Annotated in this window: 16 protein-coding genes; 13 read left to right on the top strand and 3 right to left on the bottom strand. The window is 37.5% G+C overall.

The window, feature by feature from the left end; all coding sequences use genetic code 11:
• Window positions 1-6: 6 nt before the first annotated feature.
• From O3640_RS03690 to O3640_RS03675, 4 genes are all read left to right on the top strand, one after another.
• Window positions 7-810: an SDR family oxidoreductase gene (locus tag O3640_RS03690; RefSeq protein WP_008808732.1), complete on the top strand. Its 804-nt coding sequence runs from the start codon at window positions 7-9 to the stop codon at window positions 808-810.
• Window positions 811-993: 183 nt separating this feature from the next.
• A complete protein-coding gene (locus O3640_RS03685; protein ID WP_008808731.1) occupies window positions 994-1,449 on the top strand; it encodes a hypothetical protein in 456 nt (151 codons plus the stop codon).
• 130 nt (window positions 1,450-1,579) lie between these two features.
• Window positions 1,580-2,254 carry a response regulator transcription factor gene (locus O3640_RS03680; RefSeq protein WP_008808730.1) on the top strand — a complete coding sequence of 225 codons (675 nt, stop codon included), beginning with the start codon at window positions 1,580-1,582 and terminating at the stop codon, window positions 2,252-2,254.
• Complete coding sequence (locus O3640_RS03675) at window positions 2,244-3,650, top strand: cell wall metabolism sensor histidine kinase WalK (protein WP_045502826.1); 1,407 nt, start codon at window positions 2,244-2,246, stop codon at window positions 3,648-3,650. The genes O3640_RS03680 and O3640_RS03675 overlap by 11 nt, the downstream gene beginning before the upstream one ends.
• Before the next feature lie 147 nt (window positions 3,651-3,797).
• Here O3640_RS03675 and O3640_RS03670 read toward each other — a convergent pair whose 3' ends face one another.
• From O3640_RS03670 to coaA, 3 genes are all read right to left on the bottom strand, one after another.
• The gene (locus tag O3640_RS03670; protein ID WP_371586705.1) at window positions 3,798-5,249 is read right to left on the bottom strand and encodes an alpha-amylase; all 1,452 of its coding nucleotides are present in this window, start codon (window positions 5,247-5,249) and stop codon (window positions 3,798-3,800) included.
• 230 nt (window positions 5,250-5,479) lie between these two features.
• On the bottom strand, window positions 5,480-5,728 hold the full coding sequence (rpsT, locus tag O3640_RS03665; protein ID WP_008808726.1) for a 30S ribosomal protein S20: 249 nt from the start codon (window positions 5,726-5,728) through the stop codon (window positions 5,480-5,482).
• A 96-nt stretch (window positions 5,729-5,824) separates the two neighbouring features.
• A complete protein-coding gene (gene coaA, locus O3640_RS03660) occupies window positions 5,825-6,745 on the bottom strand; it encodes a type I pantothenate kinase (RefSeq protein ID WP_008808725.1) in 921 nt (306 codons plus the stop codon).
• A 105-nt stretch (window positions 6,746-6,850) separates the two neighbouring features.
• Between coaA and O3640_RS03655 the strand changes: the two genes are divergently transcribed.
• The 9 genes from O3640_RS03655 to O3640_RS03615 all read left to right on the top strand — a co-directional run bounded on the left by O3640_RS03655 (window position 6,851) and on the right by O3640_RS03615 (window position 15,548).
• Entirely contained in the window at window positions 6,851-7,444 is a 594-nt protein-coding gene (locus O3640_RS03655; protein ID WP_008808724.1) for a class I SAM-dependent methyltransferase, read from the top strand.
• On the top strand, window positions 7,441-8,718 hold the full coding sequence (locus tag O3640_RS03650; RefSeq protein WP_008808723.1) for a pyrimidine-nucleoside phosphorylase: 1,278 nt from the start codon (window positions 7,441-7,443) through the stop codon (window positions 8,716-8,718). The genes O3640_RS03655 and O3640_RS03650 overlap by 4 nt, the downstream gene beginning before the upstream one ends.
• Window positions 8,719-8,735: 17 nt before the next feature.
• Window positions 8,736-9,398: a deoxyribose-phosphate aldolase gene (gene deoC / locus O3640_RS03645; protein ID WP_008808722.1), complete on the top strand. Its 663-nt coding sequence runs from the start codon at window positions 8,736-8,738 to the stop codon at window positions 9,396-9,398.
• Complete coding sequence (locus O3640_RS03640; RefSeq protein WP_008808721.1) at window positions 9,385-9,774, top strand: cytidine deaminase; 390 nt, start codon at window positions 9,385-9,387, stop codon at window positions 9,772-9,774. Before deoC ends, O3640_RS03640 begins: the two co-directional genes overlap by 14 nt.
• A 70-nt stretch (window positions 9,775-9,844) precedes the next feature.
• Complete coding sequence (locus tag O3640_RS03635; protein ID WP_020992636.1) at window positions 9,845-10,903, top strand: BMP family protein; 1,059 nt, start codon at window positions 9,845-9,847, stop codon at window positions 10,901-10,903.
• A gap of 139 nt (window positions 10,904-11,042) precedes the next feature.
• Window positions 11,043-12,578, top strand: a complete 1,536-nt coding sequence (locus O3640_RS03630; protein ID WP_008808719.1) for an ABC transporter ATP-binding protein — start codon at window positions 11,043-11,045, stop codon at window positions 12,576-12,578.
• The gene (locus O3640_RS03625; RefSeq protein ID WP_008808718.1) at window positions 12,571-13,629 is read left to right on the top strand and encodes an ABC transporter permease; all 1,059 of its coding nucleotides are present in this window, start codon (window positions 12,571-12,573) and stop codon (window positions 13,627-13,629) included. Before O3640_RS03630 ends, O3640_RS03625 begins: the two co-directional genes overlap by 8 nt.
• Window position 13,630: 1 nt before the next feature.
• Window positions 13,631-14,587, top strand: coding sequence for an ABC transporter permease (locus O3640_RS03620; protein ID WP_060970494.1), 957 nt, complete (start codon window positions 13,631-13,633; stop codon window positions 14,585-14,587).
• Window positions 14,588-14,681: 94 nt separating this feature from the next.
• Window positions 14,682-15,548 (top strand): GNAT family N-acetyltransferase, encoded by an 867-nt coding sequence (locus O3640_RS03615; RefSeq protein WP_195321731.1) that lies wholly within the window; start codon window positions 14,682-14,684, stop codon window positions 15,546-15,548.
• Window positions 15,549-15,591: the final 43 nt, after the last annotated feature.

The raw sequence follows: 15,591 nt of genomic DNA, 5'->3' as shown, positions 1-15,591 counted from the left end.
TATGTTATGTGTGACAATTATTTTAAAAATAAAAAGGTCGTTATTATTGGTGCTAGTGGTAATTTGGGACAAGCCTACACACAAGCTTTTTTTCAAGCGGGTGCTCATTTATTTCTTTTAGGTCGCAATATGAATAAATTAGCTGCTTTTTCTGAGGATATTGCTTCCAACATTCCGATTTGCTCGGTAGATATAACAAATGAAACTTCTATTAAAGTTGCAGTGTCTGAAGTTCAAAAGTGGTCGGATAATATAGATATTGTTATTAATGCAACGGGATTTGATGTTCGAAAATCTTTATTATCTCACTCTGAGGAGGAGATCAATCAGACTATGACGATTAACCTAATAGGGGCTATTCTTGTCAGCAAACATTTTTTACCTTTGTTAAAAAATCAAAAAGGAGCAACCATTGTGCATTCAGGAGGTTTTGCAGATGGTAGGCTGGCCTTTCCCTATTATAGTGTAGATGTGGCGAGCCGCGCCGGACTTTTTTCTTTTATCGAATCAATGAATCGAGAATTAAAACAGGAGAAGAAAAAGATGCATCTAACTTATTTTTGCTCCAATGCAGCAGATACACCATCAGAAAAGCCTTATCATCCAGTTTGGAGAGAGATGGGGATCTCTATATCAAGTACAAATCAAGTAATCCAAGCTTTACTTAAAGGTATAAAATCTCGTAAAAGAGTGATTTTGATGGGACAAGGTACAAAGATTTTTACAACATTGAACCTGCTATCCCCAGCAATAGCGGATTATCTTTTACTGAGACGATACGGTCGTATTTTAAAAAAATATTTTGGATAAATTTTCTATTATTTTTCTAAGAATTTTCTCATCATTTAGTATTCTTTAAGAAAAAATTTAGGTCACTTTAAGAAAAAATAATTAAAATGTATGTAACCTAAAGAAAGGATGTGGTGAATTCATGAAGTAAAACTTCTTTACTTTATCACAGAAACTTAAAACAGAAAGAAGAAAAAACTTAGAATGAATAAAGAGAAAATGATTGTTGTAGAAAAAAGCACCAAGTGGTGGCTATCGGTAGTAGCGACAGGTTCTTTAGTAGTCGGCTTGCTTGGTGGCTATACATTCGGTTCTTTGACGCAAAAAGCAACAAATCAGCAGTCAACCGTTCAAGCATCGAAAACGCAGCAAAATAATCAAGACGGCAATAATATGCAAGGTCCCGGTGGACAACCGCCTCAAGGACAGGGTCAAAATAATGGAAATGGTATGCCACCTCAAATGAATGGTCAAGATGGACAAGGTGGTCCTGGTGGTAACGGTGGACCTGGAGGGCCAGGAGGACAGCCACCGCAAGGAAATAATAATCAAGAAGGCGGTAGCAATTCTAAGAAGAAGCCAGCCAATGCAGATGGAAGTACAAAGGATAAGGAAAGCAATTCTAATCAAAATAATGAAGAAAACGCTACAAAATCTTAATCCATTTGTTAAAGTCATGATATAATAATTAAAGAATTATACTAAGATCCAAAAAAATGGGACAAAAATTCTTTATTTTACATAATCTTAGATGAAGCAGATCAGTATCTTATAGCAGGAGGAGAACAAGATGATTAAGATTTTACTAGTAGAAGATGACTTAGGGTTGTCGAACTCTGTATTTGATTTCTTAGATGACTTTGCGGATGTCATGCAGGTTTTTGATGGTGAAGAAGGACTCTATGAAGCCGAAAGCGGTGTTTATGATTTGATTTTACTTGATCTGATGCTCCCTGAAAAAGATGGCTTTCAAGTTTTAAAAGACTTGCGTGAAAAAGGAGTCTCAACTCCTGTTCTCATCATGACTGCTAAAGAAAGTTTAGATGATAAAGGGCATGGTTTTGAATTGGGTGCAGATGACTATCTAACCAAGCCGTTTTATTTAGAAGAATTAAAGATGCGGATCCAAGCCTTACTCAAGCGTTCAGGAAAATTTAATGAAAATACCTTATCATATGGTGATGTAACAGTAAACCTCTCTACCAATACCACATTGGTGAACGGAAAAGAAGTAGAATTACTAGGAAAAGAATTTGATTTATTAGTTTATTTCTTGCAGAACCAAAACGTAATTCTACCTAAAACTCAGATTTTTGATCGACTCTGGGGCTTTGACAGTGATACTACCATTTCTGTCGTTGAAGTCTATGTCTCAAAAATTCGGAAAAAATTGAAAGGAACGACTTTTGCGAACAATATGCAAACCCTTCGCAGTGTCGGTTACATTTTGAAGAATGCTGAATAAACTTAGACGAACTTTTTATGCGGATGATTTTTCATATTTCATTCGCTATTTTGGTGTATTCACACTTATTTTCTCGGCCATGACTCTTTTAATCATTCAGATTATGCGCTCAGGGCTTTATACAACAGTTGACGATAATTTAAAAAGTTTAAGTCAGAATCCCAGATCTGTCCTCCACCTTGCTTTGGCTCGTGCAGCCAATATGCAACCAACGATTGATGAGGGTCAGTCATCTGATGATGTATCTGGACCACAAGACGCACCAGACCCTGGACCAATGGATAATCTGAAGGTGAATTCGAACACTGAAGCAGTCTTGTTTGATGAAGACTTGAAACCATTGACTACTGCAGATCATTTTCTTAGTTTAAAAAAGATTTCAATCAAGAAAAAGGATGTAGGTAAAATTATTCAGACTACTTTGAAAAACAACTATGGTCAAGAAGAACTCTATCGTATGTTGGTTTTTGAAATTAATCCAAGCGAATTCTTATCTGGGAATCTTTTGAACAAAGTAAAATATGCGGCAGTTTTGATCAATGTCAATCAATTGGAGCAAACCAGTCAGAATCATGAACAGATTATTATCATTGTTATGATTAGCTTTTGGTTAATCTCAATTATTGCTAGTATCTATTTGGCTCGTGTCAGTGTGAAGCCTCTGATGGACAGTATGCAGAAACAAAAATCTTTTGTTGAAAATGCAAGCCATGAGTTGCGTACTCCTTTAGCCGTTTTGCAAAACCGCTTGGAAACTCTTTTCCGAAAACCCGAAGCTACCATTATGGAATCAAGCGAAAATATTGCCTCCAGTCTGGAAGAAGTTCGGAATATGCGGATGCTAACAACTAATCTATTGAATCTTGCAAGAAGAGATGATGGCATTAAGGCTGAAATTGCTGAAGTTGAACCAGAATTTTTCACTACAACATTTGCCAACTATGAAATCATTGCGGATGAAAATGAGAAAGTATTTATCTACGAAAATCATATCAACCACAACATCAAGACAGATAGAACACTTCTAAAACAGCTGATGACCATTCTATTTGATAATGCTGTGAAATATACAGAAGAAGATGGGATCATTAAGTTTATAGTATGGTCAAAAGACCGTTCTCTTTACTTACGAGTGTCCGATAACGGCCCTGGAATCAATAATGAAGACAAAAAGAAAATTTTTGATCGTTTTTATAGGGTTGATAAGGCCAGAACAAGACAAAAGGGTGGTTTTGGTCTAGGTCTATCTCTCGCAAAACAAATAGCCGATGCTCTAAAGGGTACAATTACTGTTAAAGATAATAGACCTAAAGGTACCATTTTTGAAGTCAAAATTTCCATCAAATCAGAAAGTAAGAAACGAGTTGGACGATTGAGTGATGGGAAAAAAGATTGAAGGTTTTATTCTAAAGAGAAGCTATTGGATAGACATCATTGTCTTTATCAAAATAGGATTAACAGATATATAGTGATTCTAAAAAGCTTGGCTTAATAAAGCCAAGCTTTATTGTTATATTGAAAAATCAGCTCTTTGAGCTGATTTTTAATTTTTAATAGACCAAACGCTAACAGATTGTTCTTCAACAGGGAACTCTCCCCAGCCTTCTTCATCGATAGTGACAATTGTTTGGCAATTACCAAGGTAGTCCGAACACTCGTGACCTGACCAATCTTGGCCAAAATACATCCGTTTTGAAGTAGCAGTAGCATTTGAAATTAGAACAGCGATAGGCTGACTACCTTCTTGACCAGCCCTTGTCCATCCGATACAATTTGGGTCATCAAAATAGTCGGTCTCTTCACCATAAGCTAGGTTTAGACGAAGGTCTAATAGTTTGTCAATCTCTTCTCGGAAATCTTGCTGAGCAAATTCACCACTTATGCCATAGTAGTCTCCATAGAAAATACATGGTAGTCCAGACTCTCGAAGTAAAATAAGGGCATAAGCTGCTGGTTTGAACCATTCTTCCACAGTAGATTCAAGTGCTTGACCACGCTGAGTATCGTGATTTTCTACAAATGTCACTGCTGATTCCGGGTGATTTTTCACTAAAGTATGATCAAAAATAGTACGCAAGTCATATTCTTCACCTTTTTGACTCGCTTCAAAAAGATTAGTATGCAATTTAACATCGACAAGGTCGAAGCGATAGTCAATATTTTCTAAGTAGTCATTATTAGCAGCTTCATCATTATTCCAAAACTCTCCGAAAACGTAGAAATCATCACCATATTCTTGCAAAATATCTCGAATAAAGTTGGCCATAAAGAAGGAATCTATATGCTTAACTGCATCCAAGCGAAAGCCACGTATACCGGTAGTTTCGATAAACCATTTAGCCCAATCGTATAGGTTTTTAATAACATCTGGATGTTTGAAGTCTAGATCAGCATACATTAGATAGTCATAGTTTCCATTTTCACTGTCTACCAGCTCGTCATTCGCCCAACCTTTATTATCACCTTGAATTAAATAAATACCAGAACGTCGACTTTTTGCATCAAAGTCAGTTCCAGTGAAATGATACCAATGCCATTCAAAGTCATTATATTGCTTGTTTCTTCCTGGAAAAGTAAAGTGAGTCCATCCTTTAATCATAAAGGGCTCGGAAATAGCAGTAGTACGGTCATTTGGATCTACTTCAATAACCGTAAATGTTTCAGTTCCGTCGGCTGCAGCCTTATGGTTTAAAACGACATCAGCAATTGGATCGATGTCATTGTCTTTTAGTGTTTGGATCGCTTGAAGATATTCGTCTTTGAAACCGTACTTAGTACGAATTGTCCCCTTTTGGTCAAATTCTCCTAAATCAAATAAATCGTAAATACCATAGCCGACATCATTTGAGCCAGTTGCTTTAAAAGCCGGAGGCATCCATATTTTTTTAATCCCTTTGGCCACCAAATTTGGCGCATCCATTGCTAAACGATTCCAATGCTGGCCATCGTCTGGAAGATACCATTCAAAATACTGCATTAAAGTTTGGTTTTTCATATTAAGTTCCTTATTTAATCAATTCTTCTGACTCATAGAATGTATTCATGTCAGATTTACCGCTATTTTATCAAAAATAGAAGGAGGACGCAAAAGTTTGCGTCACTATTTTTTGAACCTTATCTCAAATACTGTACAATTATGATCGTTTAGAATTGGCAAAATCGCATCCTAATGAATTAAGGCGCAAAAAAAGCTCCGAAGAGCTCATTTTGTATGCAGTTAGTTGATTAACCAAGTTTTGCTGCAAGACGTGCTTTATCACGGCTAGCTTTGTTCTTGTGGATCAAACCTTTAGTTTCTGCTTTATCGATAGCTGAGCTAGCAGCGCGGTAAAGTTCTTCAGTTGGGTTTGCTTCAAAAGCTTTGATTGCAGTACGCATAGCTGATTTTTGAGCTGAGTTTTTTTCGTTGTGTTTAACGTTCAATTCAGCGCGTTTGATAGCTGATTTAATGTTTGCCAAGTTTTTCACCTCCAATGTATACTAACTATCTAATTATATATGAAAAGTTCGCATTTGACAAGCCTTAATTATTCTTTTAAAAAAATATCACTTGATTTCAATCGATTATAGTTATTTCTTTAAGTAAATCTCATCTATTTCATGGTTATGAGCTTTATGAAGGATTAATTCAGCGCGATTGCGAGTTGGCTCAATATAATCTTTTAAGTTAACTAAATTAATAGATTTCCATATGTTGCGAGCCATTTTCATAACATCTTCAACTGGTTCTTGGGTGAAGCGATGGTAGTAGTTCTTTGAATCCTGTCTAGCCAAGTCCAATAATTTACCAAAACGATCAAGATACCATTTCTCGATATTCTCAACCTCAGCGTCTACATAAATAGAAAAATCAAAGAAATCTGTTATATAGAGACGTTCATTTTGAGGATTTTGAAAAACATTAATCCCTTCAACAATGACGAAATCAGCAACTTGGATTGTCTGTGTCTGATTTGGAACAATATCATAGATTTCATGAGAGTAGACAGGAACCTGATAAGTTTGTCCGTTTTTTAGGTGATCTAAGAAATTTAGAAGAAGTTCCATGTTATAACTTTCAGGGAAGCCTTTTCTATTTAAAAGGTCATGTTTCTGTAAGATTGAGTTCGGATATAAAAAACCGTCTGTTGTTACGAGTTCAACTTTTGCATTCTCAAAAGTTCTAGAAAGTAAAATTTGGAGAAGGCGGCTTGTTGTCGACTTTCCAACAGCTACGCTTCCAGAAACACCAATGATAAAAGGTTGTTTTTTTAAGTTTTTTTGCAGAAAAATTCCCTTTGAAAAAGCAAGATCTTCTTTGGCTCTCTTATAAATTTGAATCAGATTAGTTAATGGTAAATAGATATCCATAACATCTTGCAAACTAATTTCATCATTAAAACTTTTTATTGAATTTAATTCTTCTTCAGTTAATGGCGGTGTTGTTTTTCTATGTAATTGTTGCCATCTTTCTCGGCTAATTCTATCGAAATGAAGGAATTCGTTTGTCATATTTTTTCTCCTATCAACTTGATTAGTATACCATATTGTTAAAAAAATTGTAGAAAATATTGTAAACGGTTTACATTTTAGGTAAAATTGTGATAAAATTAATTTATGTCAAAGATGTATTTTGCAGAAAATCCGGATGCTAAGCACGATATCCATAAATTACAACTGAATTTATTAGGTCAACCAATGACCTTCCTTACGGATGCTGGCGTCTTTAGCAAGAAGATGATCGATTATGGTAGTCAGGTCCTCCTGTCTACCATAGATTTTTCTATAGGGGATACTATTTTGGATCTGGGCTGTGGTTATGGTCCATTAGGTTTAACATTAGTAAAGTCGCAAGCTGTGAAAGCTACCTTAGTGGATATTAATCTGCGTGCTTTGGATTTAGCCCGAAAAAACGCCGAACTTAATGGGGTTTCAGCGGAAATCTTTCAATCTAATATCTATGATCAAGTAACTGGAGTTTTTGACCATATAATTAGTAATCCTCCTATTAGAGCTGGGAAGCAAGTAGTTCATCAAGTTATTGCAGGTAGCCTTGAGCATTTGACGCTAGGTGGTGACCTAACTATCGTCATACAGAAGAAGCAGGGGGCGCCAAGCGCTAAAGCCAAAATGGAAGAAGTTTTTGGAAATTGTGAAGTTGTCAAAAAAGATAAAGGCTACTATATTTTAAGGAGTGAGAAACTAGAATGAGAGCTGTCGACATTATTCAAAAAAAACGTGATGGTTTTGAATTAACAAAAGAAGAAATTCAATGGTTGATTGATGGTTATGTTGCTGGTACAGTGCCCGATTATCAAATGTCTGCTTTTGCAATGGCTATTTACTTTAAGGGAATGACAACCAGAGAAATTTCAGACTTGACTATGACAATGGTAGGAACAGGTCAACAAATTGACTTATCAGAAATCTCTGGTATTAAAGTGGATAAGCATTCTACTGGTGGTGTTGGTGATAAGGTCACTTTGATTCTTGTTCCTTTGGTTGCTAGCTTTGGTGTACCAGTTGCAAAGATGAGTGGTCGAGGTCTAGGTCATACGGGTGGAACGATTGACAAACTAGAATCTGTAAAAGGATTCCAAGTTGAGCGCAGTCAAGAAGAATTTATCAAACAAGTTCAAGATATCGGGCTTTCTGTAATTGGTCAGTCAGATCAACTCGTGAAAGCTGATAAGTTGCTTTATGCTCTTCGTGATGTGACTGCAACAGTTGACACAATTCCTCTAATTGCGAGCTCTGTTATGAGTAAGAAGATTGCTGCTGGAGCTGATAGTATTTTGCTTGATGTGACAGTTGGTGAAGGCGCCTTTATGAAGAATATCGAAGATGCGCGTCGCCTTGCTCAGACCATGGTTGAGTTAGGTAAAGCTGTAGGCAGACGAACAGTAGCTGTTATTACAGATATGAGCCAACCAGTGGGAACAAGCATTGGTAATCGTTTGGAGATTCTTGAGGCTTTAGAGATCCTTCAAGGAAAAGGCAGAGAAGATGTAACCCATTTTATCTGTGAGTTGGCTCAGATTATGCTTAGCTTAGCAAATGTAGAGAAAACTGTAGAGGAAGTTCGCGAGCACATAATGAATGGCTCTGCTCTCAGAAAGTTTGAAGCTATGATTCAAGCACAGGGCGGTGACTTGGAAGACCTTTATAGGCCATCTTCAGCTCAGTATATAGTAGACGTCACTGCAGATAAGTCTGGTTTCATTTCTGAACTACCAGCTATGGAATTCGGTTTATTTGCTATGCGTTTAGGTGCTGGTCGAGCAGTTAAATCTGACAACTTAGATTATGAAACTGGAATTGTTTTTGAGAAAAAAGTTGGCGAAGCTGTTCAATCAGGTGAAGTAGTTGCTAAAATCTATGCTAACCAAAAAATCTCTGAGGAAATGATTACAGAATTCAAAAAAAATGTTAGAATAGATGTCGAACGGAAAAAAGTAAGCGAAATCATTGAGGTCATTTCTTGAGTTTAAAGGAGAAAAAAATGAAATTGAACAAATACATTGACCATACTCTTTTAAAGCCGGAAGCAACAAAAGAGCAAATTGAAAAAATAATTGAAGAAGCCAAAGAATATGATTTTGCAAGCGTCTGCGTTAATCCAACTTGGGTAAAGCTTGCAGCTGAAGAATTAAGAGGATCTGATGTAAAAGTTTGTACAGTTATAGGTTTCCCTTTGGGGGCAACCACTCCTGAAGTAAAGGCATTTGAAACAAAAAATGCGATTGAAAATGGGGCTGATGAAATCGATATGGTAATCAATATTGGCGCTCTCAAGTCTGGTAACTTGGATTTGCTTGAAAAAGATATTCAAGCAGTAGTAGAAGCAAGTGGTGAGAAACTTGTGAAGGTCATTATTGAAACTTGCCTTTTGACTGATCAAGAAAAAGTTCTGGCCTGTCAAATTTCCCAAAAAGCTGGAGCCGACTTTGTAAAAACATCGACTGGCTTTTCAACTGGTGGTGCTACTGTAGAAGATGTAGCTTTGATGAGACAAACAGTTGGTCCTGATATGGGAGTTAAAGCATCTGGAGGCGCTCGTTCTTATGATGATGCTCAAGCTTTCATTAAAGCTGGAGCTACTCGGATTGGTGCTTCATCAGGTGTTGCTATCATGAAAGGGGAAACAGCTAGTGGCAACTACTGATTTAATCGATTTGGCCGTAGAGACAAGCAAAAATGCGTATGTTCCATATTCTCACTTTCCAATTGGTGCTGTACTAGTTGCTAAAGATGGCCGTGTCTTCACTGGAGTTAATGTTGAGAATGCTAGTTTTGGTTTGACAAACTGTGGTGAACGAACAGCAATATTTAAAGCAGTTTCTGAAGGAGCACTTGAGTTTGAAGAGCTGATTGTCTATGGGCAGACAGAAAAGCCAATTTCTCCATGTGGAGCATGCCGTCAAGTGATGGCAGAATTTTTTAATAAAGATCTAAAAGTGACATTAGTCGCTAAAGATAAATCGACGGTCGTGATGACGGTCGGGGAATTACTTCCATATTCTTTTACCGACTTAAAATAGTTGGTAGTCTGGGTCATCAGACCACACAATTTTGCAACATTGTTGCATATCTTATTTAGGAGGTTCAGAAATGAACAAGAAAAAATGGCTAGGCCTTGGTCTAGTAGCTGTCGCAGCAGTAGGACTTGCTGCATGTGGTAACCGTGCGTCTCGCTCAAATAGCAATTCAGATGCTAAAACAGATCTGAAAGCTGCTATCGTAACCGATACTGGTGGTGTTGATGACAAGTCATTCAACCAATCAGCATGGGAAGGTTTGCAAGAATGGGGTAAAGAAAACGGTCTTTCAAAAGATCATGGTTTCACTTACTTCCAATCAACAAACGAATCAGAGTATGCTAATAACCTTGAGCAAGCTGCATCAAGTGGTTATAAAGCAATTTTTGGTATTGGATTTGCTCTTCGTAACGCTGTAGAAGCTGCTGCCAAAGACCACTCAGACATCAACTATGTCATCATTGATGATGAAATCAAAGGTCAAGACAATGTCGCTTCTGCTTTGTTTGCAGATAACGAAGCAGCTTATCTTGCAGGTGTAGCTGCAGCGAAAACAACTAAAACAAAAGTTGTTGGATTTGTAGGTGGTATTAAAGGTGCCGTATTGACTCGTTTTGAAAAAGGTTTCGAAGCTGGTGTTAAATCAGTAGACCCATCTATCAAGATTGATGTTCAATATGCAGAATCATTTGGTGATGCTGCTAAAGGTAAAACAATCGCCGCTGCACAATATACAGCAGGTGCTGATATCATTTATCAAGTAGCTGGTGGTACAGGTGCTGGTGTCTTCAACGAAGCGAAATCAATCAATGAAACAAGAAACGAAAGCGAAAAAGTTTGGGTTATTGGTGTGGACCGTGACCAAGAAGCCGAAGGAAAATTTAAATCTAAAGATGGTAAAGAATCTAACTTCGTTCTTGCTTCTACCTTGAAAAAAGTTGGTGGAACAGTTAAAGACATCGCAACCAAAGCATCTAAAAACCAATTCCCTGGTGGTAAAACAACAGTTTATGGTTTGAAAGATGGTGGTGTTGATTTGACAACTAAAGCTTTGTCAGATGATGCTAAAAAAGCAGTAGAAGATGCTAAAGCTAAAATTCTTGACGGAAGCATCAAAGTTCCTGCAGAATAAAATTCAAACATTGACTCTCAGGAAGCGATCTTAGAGAGATCGCTTCTTTGAGATTGAGACAAAAGGTTTTGTCTCAATAGAGCTTACTAACTCTTAGTAGGTTCTATTGAAATAAAAGTTTTGAAAGGATGGGATCACAATGACACATGAAAATGTCATCGAAATGCGGGAGATTACCAAAATCTTTGGACAATTTGTTGCAAATGACAAAATTAACCTTCATCTTCGTCGTGGTGAAATTCATGCTCTTTTAGGAGAAAACGGAGCAGGTAAATCTACTTTGATGAATATGTTGGCAGGATTGCTTGAGCCTACTAGTGGTGAAATTGCAGTAAATGGGCAAGTTGTTAAACTAGACTCACCATCAAAAGCTGCCTCTTTAGGTATTGGAATGGTGCACCAACACTTTATGCTGGTCGAAGCATTTACAGTTGCCGAGAATATTATTTTAGGAAGTGAAATTACTAAGAATGGTGTTCTAGACATCAAAAAAGCAATCCAAGAGATAAAAGAATTATCTGAAAAATATGGTCTTGCCGTAGATCCTTCTGCAAAAGTCGAAGACATTTCAGTCGGCGCTCAACAACGGGTTGAAATCCTAAAAACTTTATATCGTGGTGCTGACATCCTTATTTTTGACGAACCAACTGCTGTATTAACACCTGCTGAAATTGACGAATTGATGATTATTATGAAGAACCTTGTCAAAGAGGGTAAATCGATCATTTTGATTACGCACAAGTTGGATGAAATTCGTGCGGTTTCTGATCGTGTTACAGTTATTCGTCGTGGTAAGAGTATTGAAACGGTTGAGATTGCTGGTGCTACAAACCAAGATCTAGCTGAAATGATGGTAGGACGTTCTGTTTCATTTACAACAGAAAAAAATCCTCCTCAACCAAAAGAAGTCATTCTTTCAATCAAAGATTTAGTTGTTAATGAAAACCGTGGTATTCCAGCTGTCAAGAATTTATCACTTGATGTTCGTGCAGGTGAAATTGTTGGTATTGCTGGAATTGACGGAAATGGACAAAGTGAATTAATTCAAGCGATTACTGGTTTGCGTAAAGTTAAGTCAGGAACTATTAATATCAAAGGTAAGGACGTAGTTGGCTTGCCTCCTCGTAAGATTACGGAAATGAAGGTCAGTCACGTTCCTGAAGACCGCCACCGTGATGGTTTGGTCCTTGATATGACTATTTCTGAAAATATTGCTTTACAAACTTACTATAAAGAACCACTGAGCAAGAATGGTATTTTGAATTATACTAATATTCATAATTATGCTCGTAAACTGATGGAAGAGTTCGATGTTCGTGCAGCAAATGATTATGTTCCTGCATCTGCTTTATCTGGAGGAAACCAGCAAAAGGCAATTATTGCTCGTGAAGTAGACCGTGATCCAGACCTTCTAATTGTTAGCCAGCCTACACGTGGATTAGACGTTGGTGCGATTGAGTATATCCATAAACGTTTAATTGGTGAGCGTGATAAAGGAAAAGCAGTTCTTGTTGTCAGCTTTGAATTGGATGAAATTCTCAATTTATCTGATAGAATTGCTGTTATTCATGACGGTAAAATTCAAGGTATCGTAACGCCAGCTGAAACCAATAAACAAGAACTTGGTATTTTGATGGCCGGAGGAGAATTAAAGAAGGGAGATTCTAATGTCTAAGAAAACACAGCAGATTGCCGTTCCTTTGATTTCTGTCGTTCTTGGGATTTTACTCGGTGCGATTATCATGTGGATTTTTGGCTACGATGCTATTTGGGGGTATGAAGAACTTTTCAAAACAGCCTTTGGTACTCTAAGAAGTTTGGGAGAAATCTCTCGTGCAATGGGACCGTTGATCTTAATTGCCCTTGGTTTTGCAGTGGCTAGTCGAGCTGGCTTCTTCAACGTTGGTTTGCCTGGGCAAGCTTTGGCAGGATGGATTACTGCCGGTTGGTTTGCTCTATCATTTCCAAATTTACCGCGTCCACTTATGCTCATCATGACTGTATTCCTTGGTATTGTAGCGGGTGGTATTATTGGTGCGATTCCTGGTATTTTACGTGCTTACCTTGGAACATCAGAGGTCATCGTAACGATCATGATGAACTATATCGTTCTATATGTTGGTAATGCCTTTATCCATAGTTTCCCGAAATCTGTCATGCAGAGTGTGGATTCTAGTATCACTGTAGGTCCTAATGCTACCTATCAGACAGAGTGGTTACGTGCTTTGACCAATAATTCGCGGATGAACATCGGAATCTTCTTTGCAATTATTGCAGTTGTTCTTGTATGGTTCCTTCTTAAGAAAACGACACTTGGTTTTGAAATTCGTTCAGTTGGTATCAATCCACATGCAAGTGAGTATGCTGGTATGTCAGCAAAACGTACAATTATCCTTTCAATGATTATTTCTGGTGCCCTTGCTGGTGTCGGAGGTGTAGTAGAAGGACTTGGTACATTCCAAAACGTTTATGTTCAAGGTAGCTCATTAAGCGTTGGCTTCAATGGTATGGCAGTTAGTCTTCTTGCAAGTAATTCTCCTGTAGGAATTCCTTTTGCAGCCTTCCTGTTTGCAGTACTTCAGGTTGGAGCTCCAGGTATGAATGTTGCAACTATTCCTTCTGAATTGGTCAGCATCGTAACAGCATCTATCATCTTCTTTGTAAGTGTTCATTACATTATTGAACGTTTTATCAAACCACGCAAACAAGAAAAGGGAGGTAAATAAGATGAATTTTGTCTCAATGCTAAATTTATTAGTGTCATCAATGCTTATTTATGCAGCTCCTTTGGTCTTCACTAGTATTGGTGGTGCCTTCTCTGAACATTCAGGTGTTGTTAACGTGGGACTTGAAGGTATCATGGTAATGGGTGCTTTCTCAGGTGTTGTTTTCAACCTAACGTTTGAAAGTACTTTTGGAAGTTTAACGCCTTGGCTAGCCCTTTTGGTCGGTGGAATAGTCGGACTTATTTTCTCACTTATCCATGCAGTTGCTACTATCAACTTCCGTGCAGACCACGTTGTCAGCGGAACGGTCTTAAATTTGATGGCACCTGCCTTGGCAATTTTCTTAGTAAAGGCTCTTTACGGGAAAGGTCAAACTGATAACATTCGAGTTTCTTTTGGTAAATTTAATTTCCCAATTCTGTCTGATATTCCTGTTATTGGTGATATCTTCTTCAAGCACACCAGTCTGATGGGTTACTTGGCTGTAGGTTTTGCATTTGTCGCTTGGTTCATCATGTTTAAGACGAAATTTGGTCTTCGTCTTCGCTCTGTTGGTGAACATCCACAAGCTGCAGATACACTGGGAATTAATGTTTATCTGATGCGCTATTGGGGAGTAATAATTTCTGGATTCCTCGGTGGTGTCGGTGGAGCGATCTACGCACAATCAATCTCAGTTAACTTTGCTGCAACAACAATCATTGGACCAGGTTTCATTGCTCTAGCGGCTATGATCTTTGGTAAATGGGATCCAATTGGAGCAATGCTTTCAAGTCTTTTCTTTGGATTATCTCAAAGTTTAGCAGTTATCGGAAGTCAATTACCATTCCTATCTCATGTTCCAGCGGTTTACTTGCAGATTGCGCCTTACGTTTTGACAATTCTTGTCCTAGCACTCTTCTTCGGAAAAGCTGTTGCTCCTAAGGCAGACGGTATTAACTATATCAAATCAAAATAAAGCGAAACAGGAAATTTCCTGTTTCTTTTTTTGTTTTATGGAGAGTAAAATTGTATTATGTGGTATAATGTCCATAACAATTTAGGAGTGTAAGATGAATATACAAGTAAGAGTTCAATTGTCTGACAAAGAAAAGAATGATGCATTTTCGATAGTAAAAGAATGTAACCAAGTAGATCATACATATAGAATTCCATATTTAGACAGCAATTATAATGACAATCCCAAAATGCCTGCTTTTATCTTAGCGTTTGTAGACGAGGCTTTGGTTGGCTTTTTATCAATATATGCTGATGAACCACATGAAGCAGAAGTGTCTATTTACGTTGCTCCTGCTTATCGCTGTCAAGGCATAGCTAAGGCTCTAGTAAATGAATTTAAGAAGACCGCTAAGCGTTATCAGCTTATTAATATCCATTATGTTTCAGAAACTAATTTTTTAGATCGACATCCAGATTTTTGGAATAAATATTCTGCTAACATAGATGAGAATGAGATTTGGCTGGAACAAGATTCTCGTCAATTCTATTTGGAAGATGTTTCAGACATAGAAGTTGCTTTAGCAGACCTAAGTTTAATTAGTGATATCGCAAATTTTCAATCGCAAGAGTTTGGTAGTACATTGACTTGTGCAGAAAAGTATGCCAGAGAGGCTGTACTTGATGAAACTTGTCGCTTATATGTTTTACGCAAGGATGGACGAGTTCGTGCATCTTGTTCGGTAGATGTCAGCTTAGGAACCAATTACTTATTTGGTTTGGCTGTGGAAAGAGGATATCAAGGCCAAGGATTAGGATCCTATCTGGTCAAATATATTCTAAACGATTTACACAAAATCAATGGTCGACTTTGTCAAATAGTTGTTGAAGTTGTAAACACTGGTGCCTTGAGATTATATCAAAGGTTGGGTTTTGAGAAAAAGTCGGAAATAGTTTACCTGGAAAGAAAAGATAATTTATAAAAAGGTCATGGTTAGTTTAACTTTAGCCATTTTGGAGAAGAAA

The sequence above is a fragment of the Streptococcus sp. 27098_8_75 genome, assembly GCF_041432475.1.
Classification (GTDB): Bacteria; Bacillota; Bacilli; order Lactobacillales; family Streptococcaceae; genus Streptococcus; species Streptococcus gordonii.
The sequence above is the reverse complement of the archived record's forward strand: the minus strand, read 5'-3'. Positions and strand labels throughout refer to the sequence as shown.

Bases quoted from the DNA above. Each gene is read 5' to 3' on its own strand.
- O3640_RS03615 (WP_195321731.1), top strand. From the start codon at position 14,682: ATGAATATACAAGTAAGAGTTCAATTGTCTGACAAAGAAAAGAATGAT.
- O3640_RS03680 (WP_008808730.1), top strand. From the start codon at position 1,580: ATGATTAAGATTTTACTAGTAGAAGATGACTTAGGGTTGTCGAACTCT.
- O3640_RS03635 (WP_020992636.1), top strand. From the start codon at position 9,845: ATGAACAAGAAAAAATGGCTAGGCCTTGGTCTAGTAGCTGTCGCAGCA.
- O3640_RS03655 (WP_008808724.1), top strand. From the start codon at position 6,851: ATGTCAAAGATGTATTTTGCAGAAAATCCGGATGCTAAGCACGATATC.
- O3640_RS03690 (WP_008808732.1), top strand. From the start codon at position 7: ATGTGTGACAATTATTTTAAAAATAAAAAGGTCGTTATTATTGGTGCT.
- O3640_RS03670 (WP_371586705.1), bottom strand. From the start codon at position 5,249: ATGAAAAACCAAACTTTAATGCAGTATTTTGAATGGTATCTTCCAGAC.
- O3640_RS03625 (WP_008808718.1), top strand. From the start codon at position 12,571: ATGTCTAAGAAAACACAGCAGATTGCCGTTCCTTTGATTTCTGTCGTT.
- O3640_RS03620 (WP_060970494.1), top strand. From the start codon at position 13,631: ATGAATTTTGTCTCAATGCTAAATTTATTAGTGTCATCAATGCTTATT.
- O3640_RS03630 (WP_008808719.1), top strand. From the start codon at position 11,043: ATGACACATGAAAATGTCATCGAAATGCGGGAGATTACCAAAATCTTT.
- deoC (WP_008808722.1), top strand. From the start codon at position 8,736: ATGAAATTGAACAAATACATTGACCATACTCTTTTAAAGCCGGAAGCA.
- O3640_RS03675 (WP_045502826.1), top strand. From the start codon at position 2,244: ATGCTGAATAAACTTAGACGAACTTTTTATGCGGATGATTTTTCATAT.
- O3640_RS03650 (WP_008808723.1), top strand. From the start codon at position 7,441: ATGAGAGCTGTCGACATTATTCAAAAAAAACGTGATGGTTTTGAATTA.
- O3640_RS03685 (WP_008808731.1), top strand. From the start codon at position 994: ATGAATAAAGAGAAAATGATTGTTGTAGAAAAAAGCACCAAGTGGTGG.
- coaA (WP_008808725.1), bottom strand. From the start codon at position 6,745: ATGACAAACGAATTCCTTCATTTCGATAGAATTAGCCGAGAAAGATGG.